Below are 19,658 nucleotides of genomic sequence, written 5' to 3' on the forward strand. Positions count from 1 at the left end.
CAAGAACACTATTTGCGATTGGCGGACAGTCATTTTGGTTTTGGAAATATATTGTCCGGCGGCAGCAAGGAAGGCTGGATTTTCTATGATGCCAAGGCTGTGAGCCAGGATGTCATTTATTTGGAATTACCCGGTGGCAGAATTGAATTTGGGTGGGACTGAGCCGGTTTTACAAAAACGAGATTTTTAGAATATTAAAACAAAAGTCGTGAGCTAATCCTGCGATCGTCTCACGACTTTTTATCTAATGTTGATGAAGCTTATTTTGCCAGAAGATCCTTCAGGTGCTTCACATACGCTGCCGCACCACCATCACGATAGCCAGTGCGCGCGATTTCCTTCCCATTGGCATCAATCAGCAATATGGTTGGGAAACCTTGAACCCCAAACTGATTCATAAGCCTTTGGTTTTGAGCCACTTCCTCGGCGGGAAGCTTTTTGCCGCGGGGAAAATCCAGGGTCAACAGAACCAGATTCTCACGGGCATAGGCTTTGAAAGCGTCTTGGGTGAATATCTCATCGCGGATGCGGTAGCACCAGACACACCAGTCTGAACCGGTGAAGTTTGCCAGGATGGGGCGTTTTAACTCTTTGGCATATTCGAGGGCGGCTTTGTAATCCGTGATCCAGGAACCATGCTCATAAACGGGTTCTTCGGCTTGAGGCTTTTCAGCGATCTCATCTTTTTTTTCGATATTCAGGGTTGGCGAGCTGTCGGAATTATCTGCGGGTTTGGCTTCCTTGGCGGTGCATCCCACCACAGAAAAAGCCAACAGCAAGATTAGTAGCAGAGTTGGTTTCATGTAGTTACCTCTTGATCGTTGATGTAAATTTTGGAAATAATGTTTGCAGAACGGGACAACATGGCGTGGGCGCCGCAGTAACGTTCAATTGACATAGTTACCGCTTTGACCACTTTATCCTGCGGAATATTTTCTCCCCAAAAACGAAAATCCATGCGAATAGTGTGGTAAGTTATTGGATGGTCGGAAGTTGAATCAGCTTCCACGTCCACCCTAAACTTATAATCCTGCACGCGCATTTTTTCCAATAGAGAAACTGTGTCCATTCCGGAACAGCCACTCAAAGCGAGCAACAACAGAGGTTTTGGCCTGGGGCCTTTATCTTGTCCGCCCCATTTGGAGTCGGTATCAAGAATGATGTGATGTCCGTTTACGACACCATCAAAGGACATGCCGCCTGTCCATTCAAGCGTGGTCTTTGAGCTCATTCGTTAGATTCCCACCACTGTTTTTTGCAGCACTTTCTCATATTTTTCCACATAGCTTTTCAGGGATTTATAAACAGCTTCGATTTCATTTTCAGGGATCTGGGAAATGATCTTCTTTTGATGGTCAACAACAGTTTGGCGGCTGTTTTCAGCCAGCTTTTTACCTTTATCGGTGATGATGGCAAACCAGCAGCGGCGGTCTTTTTCAGAGGGTTTGCGCATCACGAGTTTTTTGCTGACCAGATTGTCCATAATCCTGGTGATACGGCTGTGGGAAACGTTGAGAACTTTTGCAAGCTCGTTCATGTTGATGGGTTCTTTTACCACGTAGAGGTGGTTGAGTAACTGGCATTCCATTTTGCCAGCCTGCAGACACGCCTTCTGGGCATAGTCAATCTCGCTCAGAACTACCTGAAGCCTGGTGATGAGACCATGGAAATGATCGGCGTTTACTTTCATGACTTTCTCCTTCTATTGTTGTATTTGCAGCAGGCGGTTGATTTTGCTTTTGTCGAAGCCCACCACTGCGTTGTTATTTATCCAAAGCTGGGGGACGCCCAATTGTCCGGTTTTGCGCTGCATATCGCGCAGGGCTTGATCATCTTTTGACACATCTATATATTTATATTTAAAGCCTTTATCAGAAAGATAGGTTTTGACTTTTTTACACCAAGAGCAAGTTGGTGTTCCAAAAACAATTATCTTTGTTCTCATAAATCCTTTTACCTCTGAATACATTAATAATGATTCTGTTAGATTATGCAAGGAAAATTTTCCATCCCGCGACGGTTTTTCGCCATCATTTTTTCGGGGAACATCCTTCAAAGCCGCATAGAAAAAAGTTCTTGCCATATTTTGGGCTGTCGAATATTTGCAACACTAAGAGGAAAAAAACATGGCAAAAGCATTTTTTTGCACCGATTGTGGTTTTGAATCCAGCAAGTGGAGCGGTAAATGTCCCTCCTGCGGGAGTTGGTCCACGATGAAAGAAAGCGCGCGCGTGACCGGAAAACCGAGCAAAGGTGGAACGCCGGATCACCGCGCTCCCAAACCAGAACGGTTGCGTGACCTGAAACTTAGTGATACAACCCGCATGGCAACAGGAATCAGGGAGTTTGATCTGGTGATTGGCGGCGGGATTGTGAATGGAATGCTTGTTTTGATTGGAGGCGAGCCTGGCATTGGGAAATCCACCCTGATGATGCAACTTTCGGAGTGGATGGGCAGCAAGGGCAAAAAAGTCCTTTATGTTTCAGGTGAGGAAAGCGATGAGCAAATTCATTTGCGCAGCGTGAGACTGAATGTGCAAAGTGAAAATGTTTGGCTGCTTTGCACGAACGACGCGGAGGCGATGCTCGCGGCGATGGAGGAAAGCAGTCCGGATATTATGATTGTGGATTCCATTCAATCGGTAAGCTTGCCGAGCGTGGATTCACTGCCTGGCAGTATCACGCAATTGCGGGAAACCAGCAACCGAATTCTGCGCAGTGCCAAAATGTTGAAAATACCTGTGTTTATGGTTGGACACGTGACCAAGGAAGGCTTTGTGGCAGGTCCCAAAATCATTGAGCATATGGTGGACACGGTACTGTATTTTGAAGGTGAATTGCGGGGACAATATAAAGTCCTGCGTGCGGTCAAAAACAGGTTTGGCTCCACCAACGAGATTGGTATTTTTGAGATGACGAATGCCGGTTTGATGCAGGTTTCAGAACCAAATCATGTTTTTCTTTCCGATACCGGTGAGCATAATGGAAGTTCGATTGGCTGTTTGATGGAGGGTTCCAGATCGTTTTTGGTGGAAGTGCAAGCGCTTGCCACTTCTTCAAATTATGGAACTCCGCAACGTGTGGTGGTTGGTTTGGAACAAAAGAAACTGGCGATTTTGCTGGCAATCCTGGAGAAAAACTTGGCTCTGTATCTGCGTTCCAGCGATGTGTTTATAAATCTCGCGGGGGGGATTAGGTCCACCGATCCGGGTTTGGATCTGGCAATTTTGGCCGCCATTATTTCCAGCCTGAAAGACAAGCCTTTGCCAGATAAATCCGTTTTTATCGGTGAAGTTGGTTTGAACGGTGAGGTGCGCCCCGTGACACAGCTTGAGGCTCGTGTGAATGAAGCAGCCAGGCTGGGCTATGAAAAAATATTCGTTTCCGCGCACGCGAAGCTGCGCCACAAGGGCAAGGCAATTCGCATCCGGGACGTGCGTGAGCTTTATAACAGTTTGGACAAGTGATAGTTGTGAGCTTTGGATGGATTCTGATTATATAGAGAAAACTATGGTTATGAAGTGGCTTGACAAAATTACCCATGGCGGAAAGCTAAACCCATGAAATCGAAACATGTATTGGTGGCAATAGTCACCGCTCTTTGCGTGGCAGGGCTATATCAATTGACCCTGGCCAACAGGCAGAAGTATCCCGATTATCCATATTCGGCTGGGCAGGTGGCAGAATATGATATTTTGGCACCGTTTGATTTTCCCATTCTGAAAACAGAAGATCAGGTTCAGAAGGAATATGAACTCAAGCTTGCTCAGGCTGGCAAGCCCTATATGCTGAGCGAAGATGCCGAATTTGACGCATACATTGACCTGAACCGGTTGTTTGACCTGATTTATGAAGCCTCTGGCAGCCAAGACCCTGAAACAGCGGTCCTCAGGGCAAGACAACAGGGTTTCCAATTGGAAAATTCTGAACAATTATTGGGTATGGATCTCAAACGGGTGGCCGCTGCTCATGCCGCCATCAAAAGAAATCTGGAAAACCTGTATCAGGCTGGGATATACGAAAATGTTGAAGGTGACAGCGTTTTGGTGAATTCTGAGAAGGGGATTCAAAAGCGCAGTTTGAGCCGTTTTTTTGAGAGGGAAGAAGCCAAGCGTTTGGCTCTGCTGAGGTTGGATTCCATCCAAGCAACCTTGGTGGACGCAAACTCCACAAAACTAATTGTTCCAAACCTTGTGGTTGACACCCAGAAATATGCCCAGATGCAGGATAGCCTGAAAGCAAGCATTGATCCTGTTGAGGGAACTTTGCGCGAAGGCGAGGCAATCGTGCGTCGAGGGCAGAAATTGGGTGATGATGACATCAATAAACTTGCCTCACTTTCCCAGGAATATCGGGTTCGCGGAGAACACCGCTCCGCGTTTTTGCAGTTGCTTGGTTTCATCAGTCTTTTGGCATACAGCTTTGCAGTGGTTTTCGCGTTTAATCTGCATTTGATGCAACTTCCACTGCGGGAAGGAGATGGAAACCTGGGAGTGTTGTTTTTGAATGCGGGTCTTTTGATTCAAGCGCTGTTTTCCCTGATTACAAGCCAACTGTTTGGACAGAATATCAGTTTGATTCCCTTTGGTTTGGTGGTGCTATCTTCCGCTATTTTGATGGGATATGAATATGGCTTTTTGTTTTCGGCTTTCAGCGTTTTGGTGGTGGCGCCATTTGTGAATTGGGACGCTGGAGGCTTGGCAATGCTTTTGGCATCGTCTTTGTTGACTCTGGCTTTGATTCGTCGATATGAAGCGCGGCATGCTTTTTTCCGCATCTGGATTTTTCAATTTCTTTCATTGAATATCATAAACGTTGCGGTGCGGCTGCTTTTTTTCACCGGGGAAAACCTAACCGAAACTTTGATGAACCTCTTTAAAAATGCTGGTTTTTCGATGGTTTCCACGTCGTTTGTTGTTTTGGGAATTCTGGGCATTGTCAGCTTTTTTGAGCGCAGATGGAACCGCGCCACCAAGCAGCTTCTGCTGGAGCTTCAGGATTTTAATACACCTCTGTTGAAACGATTGGCAACAAGCGCGGTGGGTACATATCATCACAGTCTGATCGTGGGAAATCTGGCCGAACAAGCCGCCGAGGCTATTGGCGCAAACCCGCTTCTGGCCAGGGTTGGCAGTTATTATCATGATATTGGAAAAACGGTGAATCCGGATATATTTACCGAAAACAACGATGAAAGCTCAGATTTTTATGAGAAACTTAGCCCGGAAGAAAGCGCCGATGTCATTCGCGACCACGTTCGAGAGGGTGTGGCTCTGGCAGAAAAACATGGACTGCCCCAGGCAGTTACAGATTTTATTTTGCAGCACCACGGCACCAGCTACATTCGCTATTTTTTGGATGAAGCGCAACGGAGTGGGGAAGAAGTGAATCTGGAAGATTTTCGCTATCCCGGTCCACTGCCTCAAACAAAAGAGACGGCTTTGGTGATGCTGGCAGATGTTGTGGAATCCATCAGCAAATCCAAAAAAGAAGCAAGCGACGATGAGATAGCCGAATTGTTCGATAATACTGTGTTACGGCTCATCCGGGAAGGGCAGTTTGATGAAGCGCCCATCACGATTAAAGACCTTGCTTTGGCAAAAAAAGCCATGTTGCCCATTTTGGAAAGTGTCTTTCGTAAGCGGCTGGAATACCCGGAAGAAAAAATAAGTGAGTAAGATACAGCTAAACATCGAAAACGAAACTGATTATGAACTGGATCCAGAGCCTTTGCAAAACGCGGCACGGATTATTTGTGAAGCTGAGAGGTCTGGCATCCAGTGTCAGATTGGGGTTCTGATTTGCGGTGACGAAATGATGCGAAAATATAACCGGCTTTATCGAGGTGATGATTCTGTGACGGATGTGCTGAGTTTTAATTTGGAAGCAGAACTGCCCGAAAAAGCTGCCAGCGGGGTTCAAAGGGTTTTTTGCGATATTATTATTGACATAAATCAGCTGCAGCGCCAAAAGGGTTCAAACAGCATCGAACAAGAACTGATGGATATTTTTATCCATGGATTGCTGCACGGATTGGGTTACGACCATATCCGCGTTGGAGACCAAAAGTTGATGAAAACAAAAGAAACATATTATAACGAATTAATGCGAGGTGTTCAGTAAAGTGGACGAAGGCCATTTATTGCTGATGATTTTGGCTTTGCTGCTGCTTTCAGCATTTTTTGCCGGATCTGAAACAGCTTTCTTTTCGCTTTCCCGCATCTACCTTAAAAAACTTGAACAGAAAAAGGGAGGCAGCGCCAGACGCGTCCTTAAACTTTTACGGCAGCCCCGGCGTCTTTTGGTGACGGTGCTTTTGGGAAATACTTTTGGCCATATTGCAATCTCGTCGTTGGCAACATTGCTGGCACTTCGCATCGCTGAGAATCAGGCAAACGCATCTTTGGCGATGAGTTTGCAGGTGGTGATTACCACCTTTGTGATTGTTGTTTTTGCTGAAATCATTCCCAAATTAGTTGCCTTGGCTTCGGCAGATAATTTTGCCCGCATTGCCAGCCTGCCATTGCTCTTAATCAGTTACATTTTTTATCCGGCCGTGTGGTTAATCGAGAAACTTACGTTCCTCATCACAAAAAAACACAGTCTGGATTCTCATCTTTTGCCGCGCCTTACCACCGAGGAATTTCATAATCTGATTCAATCCCGCCACTCGCAGCACAGCCTGGACGAAAACGAAAAGCAAATGCTGGTGGGTCTCTTCAGGTTTCGCGAGGCAAAACTTACCGAAATCTATGTGCCGCGTGTGAAAGTTGTGGCAATTGAGGCGTCTCAATCTTTGGACGCGCTGAGAGAATTAATTACCAGTTGTGGACATTCCCGCATTCCTGTGTATCGCGAAACGATTGATGATATAATCGGTGTGATTCACGCCAAGGACTTGCTGCTCTATCCTGAAAAAAGGACACTTACAGAGCTGATGCGACAAGCTTGGTTTGTCACCGAGAATATGAAAGTGCAAGCCCTGCTCAACCAGTTTAAAATCAGAAAGATGCAGATGGCTGTGGTTGTGGACGAATATGGCGGCACATCCGGTATCATTTCTCTTGAAGACATTTTGGAAGAGATTGTGGGCGAAATCCATGATGAATATGATCATGAGGAAATTCCTGAATTTGAACGGGTTGACCTTAAAACCTGCAAAGTGAGCGGTTCCTACAGCATTCGCCAATTCAATCAAGAATTCAATTCTGCCATCGATACCGACGAATATGACAATGTGGCAGAATATCTGCTTTCCGTGTTCAACCATGTTCCCGTCGCAGGAGAAACTCATAATTTGGACGGAAATTTGGTATTCAAGATTTTGGAAAGCGATGGGAAAAGCATTAAACAGGTAGAGGTCATTCAATATGAGGATGTTACGGATTAACAATGTCCCAAAACTTGAGCCCAAAACCCAGAAATAAAGCGACAATACGTTTTGTGCTTCCTGTGGTTTTGTGGGTGGCAGTCATTTGGACCGTATCATCCCTACCCGGGAGACATCTGCCTTCTGGTAAAATTGTTGGCTTTGACAAAGTGGCGCATTTTTCAATTTATTTTGTTCTTGGTATATTAACAAACCGGCTTTTGAAGGGATTTGGGATAGCCACAAAAAGAGTTTGGTGGATTTATCTGATCCTGGTTGTCAGCGCCGCTTTGGACGAACTCCACCAATATTTCATTCCTCAGAGATCCGTGAGCGTTTGGGATTTTGCGGCAAACGCGGCGGGTCTGGGAACTGCATTTGCGGTTTTTTGGATTGTCCGTGATCGAAGTTAAAAATCTAAGCCTCAGTTTTGACAATCAGCCCATTTTGCGAGACATCAGTTTTCAGTTGGAGAATGGACAAAATTTGGTCATTATCGGGAGGAGCGGCTCGGGAAAAACTGTATTGATAAAAACCATGATGGGGATTTTCCAGCCTGATTTTGGATGGGTGCGCGTGGATGGCAGCGAAGTTGTTTGTGGTGGAACTCGAACGAACACAGATGTTTGCCATAGTTTCGCCATGGTTTTTCAGAATTCCGCCCTTTTGGATTCCTACACTGTTTTTCAAAACGTGGCTCTTCCACTCTACGAAAGAGGGGAGATGGACTTTGAGACCATCCAGAAAAAAGTGAGTGAAAGCCTTGCCGTGGTTGGGCTTGAAGGGATCGAAAACAAATTTCCTGCAGACCTTAGCGGTGGCATGCGCAAAAGAGTTGGTATCGCCAGAGCTTTGGTATATGAACCGCGCTACATCATTTTTGATGAACCGACCTCAGGATTGGACCCCATCACAGCCGCTGAAGTTTTATTCTACATCACCCAGATCATAAATTCTGGCAAGGCGACAACAATCACAATCACCCACGATACCCGGGATTTACAAAACATTGGCGACCAAATGTTGTTTTTGGAAAAAGGAGAGCTGAGATATTTTGGCCCTCTAAATCAAGTCCATCAAAGCCAGGACCCGTTGATGCGGCAATTTCTGAATATGGGCACAAATGACACTTTTTTCGAGATTCAAAAATGACGAAAAAAGCGCCAAATCAGCTTTTAATGCTGGCTTTTCTGACAGCCACTGCCTGTAGCATCCATGTTTTTGAAAGTTTGATTATGCGGCTGATGCCACTTCCGTTCATCAGGCTGGGTCTGTCAAACATTGTTGTCATGTATCTGCTGTTCGAAAAAAAGATTCTGCCGGCTATTGTGGTTGCCATTACCAAATCTCTGGTCGGTGGCGCGGTAACTTTTTCTCTGCTGTCCCCTGCAACATTATTATCTTTGGGGGGAGGATTGGCCGCGGTTTTTGCCATGTGGATAGCAATTGCAGTGAGGTTTGGTTTCACAGAGTATGGGGTTAGCGTAACCGGCGCTGTTGCTCACAATCTAACCCAATTGGTTTTGGTTCAAACCGTGGTTCTGCCTGGAACCCGAGTTTTTATGTTGACACCATTGCTGCTGTTTTTAGGCTTGCTCAGTGGGATTCTGACCGCATGGATTTTGGTTTTGATAAAATCAAGATATCAGCGGCAAATAAATGGTAAAAAAATGCAAAATGAATAAAGAAAAACTAATGAAAATCCTCAGGATACTGGGAATAGTTGGCTGTGTTTTGATCGGCTTCATCATCGGTATATTTTGGTATTATCAAGATGACTTGCCTCCCACAGCGGAGCTGAAAAACTATACTCTGCGCACCGGCAGCGAGGTTTATGACCGCAGCGGCAGGATGGTCTATCTTTTCGCGTATGAAAAAAGAAAGCTGGTTTCGCTCAAAGAGTTGCCACCGCATTTGATTGATGCGCTTTTGGTTACGGAAGACAAACGTTTCCGCTATCACCTGGGTGTGGACCCAATCGGCATCATGCGTGCTTTTTTTGCAGACCTGAAGTCCGGCCGCTACTCTCAGGGTGCCAGCACCATCACCCAACAAACAGCCAGAAATATGTTTCTCACCAAGGATAAAACCATGGCCCGCAAACTGAAGGAAATGGTTTTGGCTTTCAAAATTGAAACGGCGTTCACCAAAAACGAAATCCTTGAGATTTATCTGAATATGATCTTTTGGGGCAAAGACAATCATGGGGTTGAGACCGCTTCCCTGCGCTATTTTAATAAACATGCCCGGGATTTGAGCCTGCCGGAATCAGCATTGTTGGTGGGGATGATCCAGCGCCCCAATGTTTATGACCCCCTGAAATATCCGGAAGCCGCTAAAGCGCGTCGGGACAGAGTCTTGGAGAGGATGCGCAAAGCCCGCAAAATCAGTGAAGCAGAATATCTGGATGCCATTGCCACGCCCGTAAATTCTCAGGACGGAGGCAGCTATGCCCGTTTTTCTTCGGACTATTTCATTGAACGCGTACGCAGTTACATGGAAAATAAATATGGAACGGAACGTCTCTATGAGGGTGGGCTAAAGATATACACCACACTCGATACCGATATGTCTTCCGCCGCGGATTCTCTTTTTAACAGCTATTTGACACGAGTGGAAAACAGTGGCGGTTTTCCCAATAAATTCTCTTCCGTACCCAAGGATGCCCGGGACATCGATACCAAATATATTCAGGGTGGACTTGCCCTGATTGAAAACAAAACCGGGCATGTGCTTGTTTTACTGGGAGGACGAAGTTTTGAACACAGCAAATTCAATCGCATAACTCAAGCCAAAAGACAGCCTGGCTCTGCCATTAAACCGATTTATTATACGCTGGCACTGGAACGGGGCTATCATCCTGCAAAGATTTTGCCTGATGCGCCCATAACAATTGGAGACTGGTCGCCTCACAACGCAAACCGCAGCTACCATGGAAATACTCGCATGAGAGTGGCACTGCAATGGTCTTACAACACTTGGGCTGTACGTTGCGCTCAGGATATCGGACTTGATGCCGTGAATGAATCATTCAGCAGGTTTGGATTGAATGTGAAGGCAGGAGATCTGACTGCCGCTCTTGGAGCTTATGAAGTTACACCGCTAAATTTGATTGCCGGTTACACCGCTTTTCCGAATGATGGTGTGCGGGTCAATCCGGTTTTTGTGACCAAGGTGGAGGACATGAAGGGCAAAGTGCTGGAAAGATCAAGTCCGCAAAAATCCCGCGTTTGCTCTCCTCAGGTTGCGTATTTAATGACCAGCATGCTGCAAACTGTGGCCCAATCCGGAACGGGAGGTTCGTCCCGAAGTGGATATTCCTGGCCCAGCGCAGGCAAGACAGGTACCACAAACAATAATAATGATTCCTGGTTTATCGGGTTCAACAAAGCCTATACCATGGGCATTTGGACTGGTTACGACAGCAGAAGGCACAAAGTTGGCCAAGCACTTGCAGCCAGCACCTGGGGTCCAATTATGGCAAAAATGATAAAAATTGAAAACAATGGACGAACCCCTGCCGCCAATGATTCTCGCTATGCATTTGTGGAACCACCCCGGATCGTTCATTTGAATATAAACCCTGCCACAGGCCAAGTTGTGCGAGGGGGTGGCATCCCGGAAATCTTTGCTGAAGGCAACGAGCCTTCAGTGTCTCGAGATTCCCTGGGTTACAGTTATCCTGCTGGCTCTGGTTTCCACGATCAGTTTGAAGAGGATCTTTAAAACATAACAAAATGCAGGATCACGAATTATGATTATATTTGATGACTATCGCACAGCGGCATTTTATCCCTTGACCCAGAACAGATGTTTGGGAGATCTTCGCTGCGGCATTTTAAAGCTGCGGCAGAGGCTGGAACAGTTTTTGGACGACAGGGACGATGTTGAAATCTGGATGGATCCTCTTTTGGCGAAACTTTATCAGCAGCGTCAGCCCCAATGGCTTGTAAACCAACCCGCCTCAGAAGGTGATTTACTTGTGAATTCCAGGCTGAAAGTGGATCAAAACTCGATTGAGGCGGTCAAACGCCTTATAGTGGGACAATGTCTTGCCAAACAGAATGATGTCATCGCTCTAAAGACAAATCAAAAGCTTAGCCGCATTCCACAGCTTTCCGAACTCCGCGAGATGGGTTTTCAGATTATCGAAAGTGATGTTGCACTGTATCAAGACTTAAGCGACCTCATTCACGACAACGACCGCCTGCTGCGTTTCGATTTTGAACACCTGTTTTATGATAACGAAAACTATTTTGAAACCGAACCCGGCGTTACAGCTCTAAACCCATACAGCATCTGGATTGGAGAGGGAGTGTCTCTGAAACCGGGAGTGGTTTTGGATGCTTCCGACGGTCCAATAATCTTGGATCAGGGGGCAAAAGTCTTGGCAAATGCTGTGATTATGGGGCCGGCATTTATAGGGAAAAATTCAGTGGTAAAAATTGGCGCGAAAATTTATGGCGGAAGCTCGATCGGACCTGTCTGCAAAGTGGGCGGAGAGATTGAAAGCAGTATTTTTCAGGCCTATTCAAATAAGCAGCACGATGGCTTTTTAGGCCATAGTATTGTGGGGGAGTGGGTTAACATCGGCGCGGACACAAATAACAGTGACCTCAAAAACACATATCGCAGCGTGGGTTTTCATTCCTACCTTGCAGGCGGCAGAGTCGATTCCGGTAAAATGTTTTTGGGTGCCATGATTGGCGATCACGTCAAGCTTGGCATAAACGTGAGCCTGAACACCGGCTCTGTAATCGGCATTGGATCAAACCTTTGGGGATCCGAACTCATCTCTGGCTTCGTTCCAGATTTTTCCTGGGGAACCGCATCCAAGCTCGATAAATACCGTTTTGACAGATTTTGTGATACGGCGGCAAGGGTAAAAGCCCGCCGCAATCTGGAATTTAGCCCGGAGGAAACTGAACTTTACCAAGCCATTTATACGAGGACAAAGAATTGAAAATTTCTGAAGCAGAAATGCAAGAATACATTGAAGTGGAATTCCGGACAGGAAGATTGGGATACTATCAAAACCATGGTGAATTGAGCATAGATCCGGAAGAGCTGATTATTGTGGAAGTGGAACGCGGGGAAGATATTGCTCAGGTTACACATCTCAGCATTGGCGAACAAGAAATAAACCCTCAGCCTGGCAGCGGAGGCAGAATCTACAAAATCAAGCGCGTTGCCACGGAGCAGGACATTGAAAAACTACGGAACCTGCCTTTTGAAGAAGAAAAAGCCGCGCAGAGTTTCCGAGACATTCTGAGGCGCTATCCCTTTGAAATGAAATTAATTGAAACCGTCTATCAATTTGATGGCAACAAGCTTACCTTTTTCTTTTCAGCGGATGGACGCATCGATTTCAGGGTTTTCGTGCGGGAACTGGCAAATGTTTTCCGCACCAGAATAGAATTGCATCAAACCACTGGGCGTGACGAAGCCAAACGCATGGGCGGCTTTGGAATGTGCGGAATCCAGTTTTGCTGTGGCAGTTTTTTGAAACGTTTCAGCCAGGTCACCATCAAAATGGCAAAGGATCAAAATTTGGCGGGAAACTTGGCAAAAATCTCCGGACCCTGCGGGCGTCTGCTTTGTTGCCTGAATTTTGAAGAAGATTTCTATGTGGAGGAATCCAAGGATTATCCCATCCCAGGCACCTGCGTGGAATTGGAAGGCAAACGCTTATACGTCTTCAGAAACGATGTTTTGAACAAACGCGTGCATTTGTCTGACGAAAACCAGATGCTCACCGAGCTTGAGCTAACGGATTTCAACAAGCTACAAGTTGTCTCCGCGCCTGATATTGAGCAATGCTGAACTCTTTTTACGGGATTCTGCCCCAGGACCTCGAAAGCTTTTTTGCCAGTGGTTTTCCAGCCTACCGGGTGCGGCAGCTTTTAAGCTGGGTCTATCGCAAATATATCTTCGACCCGGCTCAGATGACAGACCTCGACAAAGGCTTCAAAGCTGCGTTGGAAGCGGCTTTCGATCTTTCAATGCCCGAGCTTGCCGAAAAGCATCTTTCCCGGGATGGAAGCACAAAATACAGGTTGATTCTTGCAGACGGTGCCCAGATAGAAATGATTTTGATGCCAGAGGGAAAAAAGCGCACCTTGTGTGTTTCCAGCCAAGTGGGCTGCGCGCGCGCCTGCGCGTTTTGCGCCACCGGCAGGATGAAAAAAAGGCGCAATCTCCAAACCCACGAAATTGTGCAGCAAATTCTGTTGGCAGCCAGTGATTCCGATGCTCCGCTAACCAATATCGTTTTCATGGGTATGGGCGAGCCGCTTGATAATCTGGACAGCGTTTTTGATGCCTTGACCCTCATCCAACATCAAGCTACTCTGGCTTTTAGCCCCAGACGCGCAACGATTTCAACCTGTGGCATTGTTCCTGGAATACGACGTTTGGCGGATTCAAAAATCAAGGTGAAACTGGCAGTGTCCCTGAATTCAGCTCGTGACGAGGTTCGGGACACCCTGATGCCTGTGAACAAGCTATATCCATTATCCACATTGAAAAGGTCTCTCTTGTATTACCAGAAAAAAAGCAACTTTCGCATCACATTGGAATATATCCTGATTCCAGACCTGAACATGGCAGCAGAAGACCTTAAAGCCCTGCGAAAATTCAGTGGAGATCTTTCCTGCAAAATAAATTTTATTCCCTACAATCAAGTGCCGGGTCTTCCTTATAAAACACCAACTGAGGATGAGATACAGGCATTTATGGCGAAAGCGCGCGAACTTCCTCAAGCTGTGATGCTGAGAAGAAGCAAGGGAACCGATATCAGTGGAGCCTGCGGTCAGCTTGTGACCGACGCCTCTGCCAAACAGACAGGAGAAAAAAATGAACAAAATTGAAAAGATTGCCCGGCATCTTTTTGGTGACAACCAAGCCTGTAAATGTGGCGGTGGACATGTAATCTGTCTTGGTTGCGCAGTGTGCCGCGCTGAGAAGCCGGATCAAATCTACGATCCCAATGCGGGCATTGCTTCCATCGTTGATGCAACTTTGCTGAAAGCTGACGCCACCCAAGCTCAAATAAATGCACTTTGCGACCTCGCAAACGACCATGAATGCGCCTCTGTCTGTGTAAATTCCCACTTTTCCCATCCACTGCAACTGCGTCTCCGCGCCGCGGTAAAATCCTGCACAGTTGTAAATTTCCCTCTGGGTGCAGGTTACACCTATGCTGTGGTTGCGGAAACTCTTGCTGTTATCAACACCGGCATCGAAGAACTGGATCTGGTGCAAAATCTCAGTGCTGTAAAAAGCGGGCAAATCCTGCAATCCTACGAGTTAATGCGAAATATCGCTGAACTCTGCCGTAGCAACGAGGTGCTCCTGAAAGTGATTTTGGAAACATGTTATCTCACGGAAGATGAGATAATTGCCTGCTGTCTCTACGCCAAAAAAGCCGGCGCGGAGTTTGTTAAAACTTCCACAGGCTTTGGCACCGCCGGAGCGACAATTGAGAACGTACGTCTGATGCGAAAAACCGTGGGACCAAAAATTGGCGTAAAAGCTTCCGGTGGCATCCGCACTCGCGAACAGGCTTTGGCAATGATTGAAGCCGGCGCGAACCGCATCGGCGCCAGCAACGTTACAGCTCTGATCTGAGGTTTGTTTCGATGAAAGTGACTTTAGCAGGATATAATATCGACAACTCCCTAATCCAAAAACTGGATAATGAAGCCGCGACTCCGGAAGTGATTTCCGCGGCCTACGCGCGCATCAGCCGCAGTGAAAAAACGGTTACAGAACTGCGTGAAGAAGCGCTGGCGGAACTCCCCAAAGCCAGAAAATCCAATCAGACCATTGTTTTCGAGATGGGGCACGCCTCTGTGGCAGAACACGCGGTTTTCAATTTTGACATCATCGGAATTTCCCGTCTGCTCACGGAAACGCTTGAAACTCTGCGCTTTGCCTCGTTCACCGAAAAATCCCAACGCTACGTGACTTTTTCCCGGGATTATCTGATTCCGGCTGAACTTGAAGCCCCGGAACACGCGGAGCTGAAGGTTTTTTACCTGGAAGTGATGGATGCTCTCTTTGCCGAATATGAAGCCAGTTTTTTGGCTTTGAAAGAATATCGTTCCAAAGGATTCCCGGATTTCTCAAAACGTGACCTTGAAGGCATGGCAAAGGAAGACGCACGCTACATCCTGCCGCTTTCCACCAAAACCCAGCTTGGCATGACCATCAATGCCCGCAGTTTGGAAAATCTGTTGCGCCGCCTCGCTGAAAGCCCGCTTCTGGAAGCTCATGAACTCCATAAAACTCTGCTTCCACAGGCAAAAAAGGTTTGCCCATCTCTCGTGCGTTATGTGGAACCTGAGTTTTTTCCCGGTGGCTTGCCCATTCCCAGGGAGTTAATGGATTTCGAAACTCCGGATGATGATTTTTGGGGACAAATGATTGACCAAACCAATAATTCGGACAATATGGTTTTGGCCAGTCTATTTTATGAAAACAGCCGCAGCAGTTGGGGAAAATGCCTCAAATATGTGAATAACTTATCTGATGACGAAAGGGAAAAACTCTGGCAGCAATTTTTCCAAGGAATCCGGCCTTGGAGCAAGATGCCGCGTGCTTTTGAGATGGTGGATTTTCATTTTGAACTGAGAATGAGCGAAAGCTGTTGGGCTCAGTTTAAGCGCCACCGCGTTGGCACCATAATTCGTCAAAAAATTCCAGGTGTCCGCACCTGCATTATGCCTGATATCATTTCCAGAATCGGAAGAGAAAGCCAATGGACTCAACTACTTGGCAAGAATACGAAACTAAAAAAACAGCTTTCCACCCTTAATCCCGATCTTGCCCGCTATGCCAGCCTGAACGGTGACCCAGTTTGGGTGCTGGTAAAGATGAACCTGCGTGAGTTTTATCATCTTATTCGGCTTCGTTGCGACGAACACGCTCAATGGGAAATTCGGGATCTCGCAGGCGAAATGGCGAATCAATTGCGCACCAAGGCTCCAATGGCAACAGCTTTCCTTTGTGGCAAAAGCGATTTTGATGCCGTGGAAAATTTGCGGAACCAAAAGAATTGACAGATTTCAGGGTTTGAAATTTCATGTATGAAAGTCTTTGCGTCCCTGTAGCTCAGCTGGATAGAGTGGCACCCTCCGAAGGTGAAGGTCAGGCGTTCGAATCGCCTCAGGGACGCCATCCATTCTCAAATCATGGCATCTGATGTAGCCATAACCATCGAAAACCTTGCCAAGCAAATTGGCAGCAAGGTCATTTTCTCATCCCTTGATCTTGGTATTCATCTTGGTGATAAAATTGGCGTTGTGGGCATAAATGGCTGTGGCAAAAGCACTTTGCTAAAAGTTTTGGCAGAGGTGATAGAGCCCAGTTCAGGCGCGGTTGTGGTTCGTGGCGGCCAAAAAATCGCCTATCTGGCTCAGGAAGCCATTTTAACCGATGATGTGAGCGTTCTGGACTATATCCAGCCCCCGCAAGCTTTAAAGCCGGAAAGTGACGAAGAATACCGCTACAAAGCCATACTGACAGTTTTGGGAATCACGGATTTTGAAAAACCACTTTCCCTGCTTTCAGGCGGCCAGCGCCGCAAAGCCGATCTGGCCAGGGTTTTGGTTTCTGAGCCGGACATCCTGGTGTTGGACGAACCCACAAACCACCTGGATCTGGATGCCATCGAATGGCTGCAGGATTATCTGGCTCAAAGCAAAAAAACCGTCATTTTCGTTACCCACGACCGCTATTTTCTTGACGCCGTCTGCAACAGAATTCTGGAAATTGACCAAGGTCGCTGCCACATCTACGAAGGAAATTATTCCGAGTTTGTGCGGGGAAAACTACTCCGCGACACTGATTTTCGCCGCAAGGAAACCAGACGCCAGGCACAACTGAAAAAAGAACTGGACTGGCTGAATCGCGGCGCCAGGGCGCGTGCCACCAAACCCAAAAACCATGTTGACCGCGTGCGCGAACTGCTTTCCAAGAGCTATTTGATTTCCAATGCCGAACTGGATATCTCCTTCAAGACGGATCGCTTGGGAAAAACCATTCTGGAACTGCATAATCTGAGTAAAAGCTATGGAGACCACAAACTGTTCCAAAATATCGAACACACTTTTCAAGCGCGGGAACGCATCGGCATTTTGGGTCCAAACGGTTGCGGTAAAACCACTTTGCTCAAAATTATCATGGGTGAAGTTCAGCCAGACAAGGGCAGCATCAAGATTGGCGTGAACACCAATTTTTCCTACTATCGCCAAAGCGACGAAAGTTTCGAGCCGCATCTCTCTGTTTATGAATACATTGCGCAGTATGCCGAAGTGATTCGCACTCAAGACAACAGCAAGGTGACCGCTTCCGTGATGTTAAATCGATTTTTGTTCGACAACAAAATGCAGCAGCAAAAGCTCTCATCCCTTTCCGGAGGCGAGCTTAAACGTCTTTATCTGCTGAAATCTCTGATGTTTGGCACGAATTTCATTATCCTGGATGAACCCACAAACGATCTGGATATCAGAACCTTGGAGATTTTGGAGGATTATCTGGATGCCTTTTCAGGCTGCCTGCTGGTGGTGTCTCACGATCGATTTTTCCTGGACCGCTGCGTGGACCATCTCTTTATTTTTGAAGGAACTTCCATCAGAAAATTCCCCGGCAATTATTCCGATTGGCTGTTGGTGAAAAAATTTAAAAAAGAAGAAGAGACGGAAAAAGCCGCCAAACCCATTGCGCAACGTCCTAAAAAACCTCAAAAAGGTCTAAGTTACAAGGAAAAACGGGAATTGGAACTGCTCAACGTTGAAATTGGGGAGATTGAAAAAAGGATTGCGGAACTGGAAACAAAACTGGGCGATCCAGCGCAACAGCTTTCACATCAAGACTATGCCCAGATTAGCGGAGAATTGGAAGAGCTGAATCAGCGTCATCGGGAAAGCCTGGAGCGTTGGCTGGAACTGGAAGAAAAAGCAGAATCCTGACCGCTGGGCAGTGAAACCTGAACCCACCCTTGCTTCCTTCTTTATTCCAAAAAATGAGTTATTTCAATCCCTTTCGTTAGTTGCCCGATGCGGCTTCGGGGGTCTGGGGGAGATCTATCGTCCAAGACATGCGCTGGAATCAAGAATGAATCAGGTTTGGGTTCCGGATTTTAGCAACATTGCCTAAAAAACAAGCTTTTACACTTCTCCAGATTAAAAAAGTCGAAATAACTCCAAGCGTTTTCTACCTGTATTCGTAAATCATCCAGCCATCCTTGCCCAGAGCGAGGAAAATGAGGTCTCCATCCAGCGCGATATCGAACACTTCATGGTAGGGGATGATGGTGCGCAAGTCTTCCACTTTGAGGGGGTTTGTGACGTCCAGAATTTTCACACCGCCCATGCCCAGTGCCAGATATAACAGATTATCCTTCAGTTCCATATCGCGGATGTCGTTGGAAAGCCGTGTTTGGAAAATGAGCCGGGGATGATACATATCGGCGGCGTTGATTGCCAAGAGCATTTTGCCCGCGCCCAGCCAGACGATATCTCCGTTTTTTGCCATCACGGTGGCGTCGGTAATTTCGTAGTTCACGCCCATGCTCAGCGGGAAATTCAAGTCGGTAATATCCACGGTGACCAAGCCAAAATCGTTCAAAGCCCAAAGGTAGGGATACTCCGCGATGAAATCCCGGATGCCCCATTTTTCTGAGAAAGTGCTGCGCAATTCACGCGAAGCACCCTTGCCGATATCGATGATATCAATGCCGCGGAAGCGATCCGCCACATAGAGCATGGAACCTTCGCGGGTCATTTTGTTGCCAATCGCGATATTGGGAAAGTAAATGCTGCTGGGGTAGGAGAGAGTGTCAACCGTACTCACCAAGTTTCCCGGTTCCTGGCTGCAGATATATAGATGGTTGTTGCTCAGCATATTCACATCTTCGATGATATATTGTGAAAAAAAGACCGCTTCCAAACGTGGCGACCAGGGGTTGAAGATGGAATTTATCCAAACGTAATTTTTGTTGCGCAAGATAACTTGTTTTTCCTGAAAATCTATGTTGTAGGGTTGCGGTTCCTTCATGTGTGCCAAAAGCTGGGGAACGCGAAAATCGATGGCCACAGCGCTGGCGCAGGCCAAAACAACAAGCGTGAACAACAATGCTTTTTTCATTTATCTCTCCTCAATGGATGAAGCCAGCCATTTTTGGCTGTTACAATATATACTTTGCTGATGCCGGTTTCCCGCATCAATTTATCAATTCTTTAATGATGTCGGCAGGTCTGATTCCTTCTGCTTCAGCTGCGAAGGA

General features: G+C 46.7%; 19 protein-coding genes and 1 tRNA gene. 15 read left to right on the plus strand and 5 right to left on the minus strand.

Annotated elements, in window-relative coordinates; all coding sequences use genetic code 11:
- Positions 1-260 precede the first annotated feature (260 nt).
- Genes GX135_04130 through GX135_04145 form a run of 4 tightly spaced genes read right to left on the minus strand, consistent with a single transcriptional unit; the run spans position 261 to position 1,945 of the window.
- On the minus strand, positions 261-803 hold the full coding sequence (locus tag GX135_04130) for a thioredoxin family protein (GenBank protein ID NLN85276.1): 543 nt from the start codon (positions 801-803) through the stop codon (positions 261-263).
- Positions 800-1,231 carry an OsmC family protein gene (locus GX135_04135; protein NLN85277.1) on the minus strand — a complete coding sequence of 144 codons (432 nt, stop codon included), beginning with the start codon at positions 1,229-1,231 and terminating at the stop codon, positions 800-802. The genes GX135_04130 and GX135_04135 overlap by 4 nt, the downstream gene beginning before the upstream one ends.
- A 3-nt stretch (positions 1,232-1,234) precedes the next feature.
- Positions 1,235-1,690, minus strand: coding sequence for a MarR family transcriptional regulator (locus GX135_04140; protein ID NLN85278.1), 456 nt, complete (start codon positions 1,688-1,690; stop codon positions 1,235-1,237).
- Between the two features lie 12 nt (positions 1,691-1,702).
- Positions 1,703-1,945 (minus strand): glutaredoxin family protein, encoded by a 243-nt coding sequence (locus tag GX135_04145; protein NLN85279.1) that lies wholly within the window; start codon positions 1,943-1,945, stop codon positions 1,703-1,705.
- 181 nt (positions 1,946-2,126) lie between these two features.
- On the opposite strand from GX135_04145, the gene radA reads away from it, so the two are divergent.
- The 15 genes from radA to GX135_04220 all read left to right on the plus strand — a co-directional run bounded on the left by radA (position 2,127) and on the right by GX135_04220 (position 18,342).
- Positions 2,127-3,467 (plus strand): DNA repair protein RadA, encoded by a 1,341-nt coding sequence (gene radA, locus GX135_04150; GenBank protein NLN85280.1) that lies wholly within the window; start codon positions 2,127-2,129, stop codon positions 3,465-3,467.
- Between the two features lie 93 nt (positions 3,468-3,560).
- Entirely contained in the window at positions 3,561-5,678 is a 2,118-nt protein-coding gene (locus tag GX135_04155) for an HDIG domain-containing protein (protein NLN85281.1), read from the plus strand.
- Entirely contained in the window at positions 5,671-6,123 is a 453-nt protein-coding gene (ybeY, locus tag GX135_04160) for an rRNA maturation RNase YbeY (GenBank protein ID NLN85282.1), read from the plus strand. The genes GX135_04155 and ybeY overlap by 8 nt, the downstream gene beginning before the upstream one ends.
- A gap of 1 nt (position 6,124) precedes the next feature.
- A complete protein-coding gene (locus GX135_04165) occupies positions 6,125-7,390 on the plus strand; it encodes an HlyC/CorC family transporter (GenBank protein NLN85283.1) in 1,266 nt (421 codons plus the stop codon).
- 2 nt (positions 7,391-7,392) lie between these two features.
- A complete protein-coding gene (vanZ, locus tag GX135_04170) occupies positions 7,393-7,782 on the plus strand; it encodes a VanZ family protein (protein ID NLN85284.1) in 390 nt (129 codons plus the stop codon).
- Positions 7,769-8,521, plus strand: a complete 753-nt coding sequence (locus GX135_04175) for an ATP-binding cassette domain-containing protein (GenBank protein ID NLN85285.1) — start codon at positions 7,769-7,771, stop codon at positions 8,519-8,521. Before vanZ ends, GX135_04175 begins: the two co-directional genes overlap by 14 nt.
- Complete coding sequence (locus GX135_04180) at positions 8,518-9,054, plus strand: Gx transporter family protein (GenBank protein NLN85286.1); 537 nt, start codon at positions 8,518-8,520, stop codon at positions 9,052-9,054. The genes GX135_04175 and GX135_04180 overlap by 4 nt, the downstream gene beginning before the upstream one ends.
- Before the next feature lie 10 nt (positions 9,055-9,064).
- A complete protein-coding gene (locus tag GX135_04185) occupies positions 9,065-11,095 on the plus strand; it encodes a PBP1A family penicillin-binding protein (protein NLN85287.1) in 2,031 nt (676 codons plus the stop codon).
- A gap of 28 nt (positions 11,096-11,123) precedes the next feature.
- Complete coding sequence (locus GX135_04190) at positions 11,124-12,332, plus strand: hypothetical protein (protein NLN85288.1); 1,209 nt, start codon at positions 11,124-11,126, stop codon at positions 12,330-12,332.
- Positions 12,333-12,349: 17 nt separating this feature from the next.
- Positions 12,350-13,192, plus strand: a complete 843-nt coding sequence (locus GX135_04195) for a Tpl protein (GenBank protein NLN85289.1) — start codon at positions 12,350-12,352, stop codon at positions 13,190-13,192.
- The gene (gene rlmN, locus GX135_04200; protein ID NLN85290.1) at positions 13,186-14,238 is read left to right on the plus strand and encodes a 23S rRNA (adenine(2503)-C(2))-methyltransferase RlmN; all 1,053 of its coding nucleotides are present in this window, start codon (positions 13,186-13,188) and stop codon (positions 14,236-14,238) included. Before GX135_04195 ends, rlmN begins: the two co-directional genes overlap by 7 nt.
- Positions 14,225-14,998 (plus strand): deoxyribose-phosphate aldolase, encoded by a 774-nt coding sequence (gene deoC / locus GX135_04205; protein ID NLN85291.1) that lies wholly within the window; start codon positions 14,225-14,227, stop codon positions 14,996-14,998. Before rlmN ends, deoC begins: the two co-directional genes overlap by 14 nt.
- Before the next feature lie 11 nt (positions 14,999-15,009).
- Complete coding sequence (gene thyX, locus GX135_04210) at positions 15,010-16,431, plus strand: FAD-dependent thymidylate synthase (protein NLN85292.1); 1,422 nt, start codon at positions 15,010-15,012, stop codon at positions 16,429-16,431.
- Positions 16,432-16,472: 41 nt separating this feature from the next.
- Positions 16,473-16,549 (plus strand) — tRNA-Arg (locus GX135_04215).
- Between the two features lie 14 nt (positions 16,550-16,563).
- Positions 16,564-18,342 carry an ABC-F family ATP-binding cassette domain-containing protein gene (locus tag GX135_04220; protein ID NLN85293.1) on the plus strand — a complete coding sequence of 593 codons (1,779 nt, stop codon included), beginning with the start codon at positions 16,564-16,566 and terminating at the stop codon, positions 18,340-18,342.
- A gap of 244 nt (positions 18,343-18,586) precedes the next feature.
- Here the strand turns inward: GX135_04220 and GX135_04225 are convergent, their stop codons facing one another.
- Positions 18,587-19,519 carry a hypothetical protein gene (locus GX135_04225; protein ID NLN85294.1) on the minus strand — a complete coding sequence of 311 codons (933 nt, stop codon included), beginning with the start codon at positions 19,517-19,519 and terminating at the stop codon, positions 18,587-18,589.
- Between the last annotated feature and the right edge of the window lie 139 nt (positions 19,520-19,658).

This window comes from Candidatus Cloacimonadota bacterium, assembly GCA_012522635.1.
Classification (GTDB): Bacteria; Cloacimonadota; Cloacimonadia; order Cloacimonadales; family Cloacimonadaceae; genus Syntrophosphaera.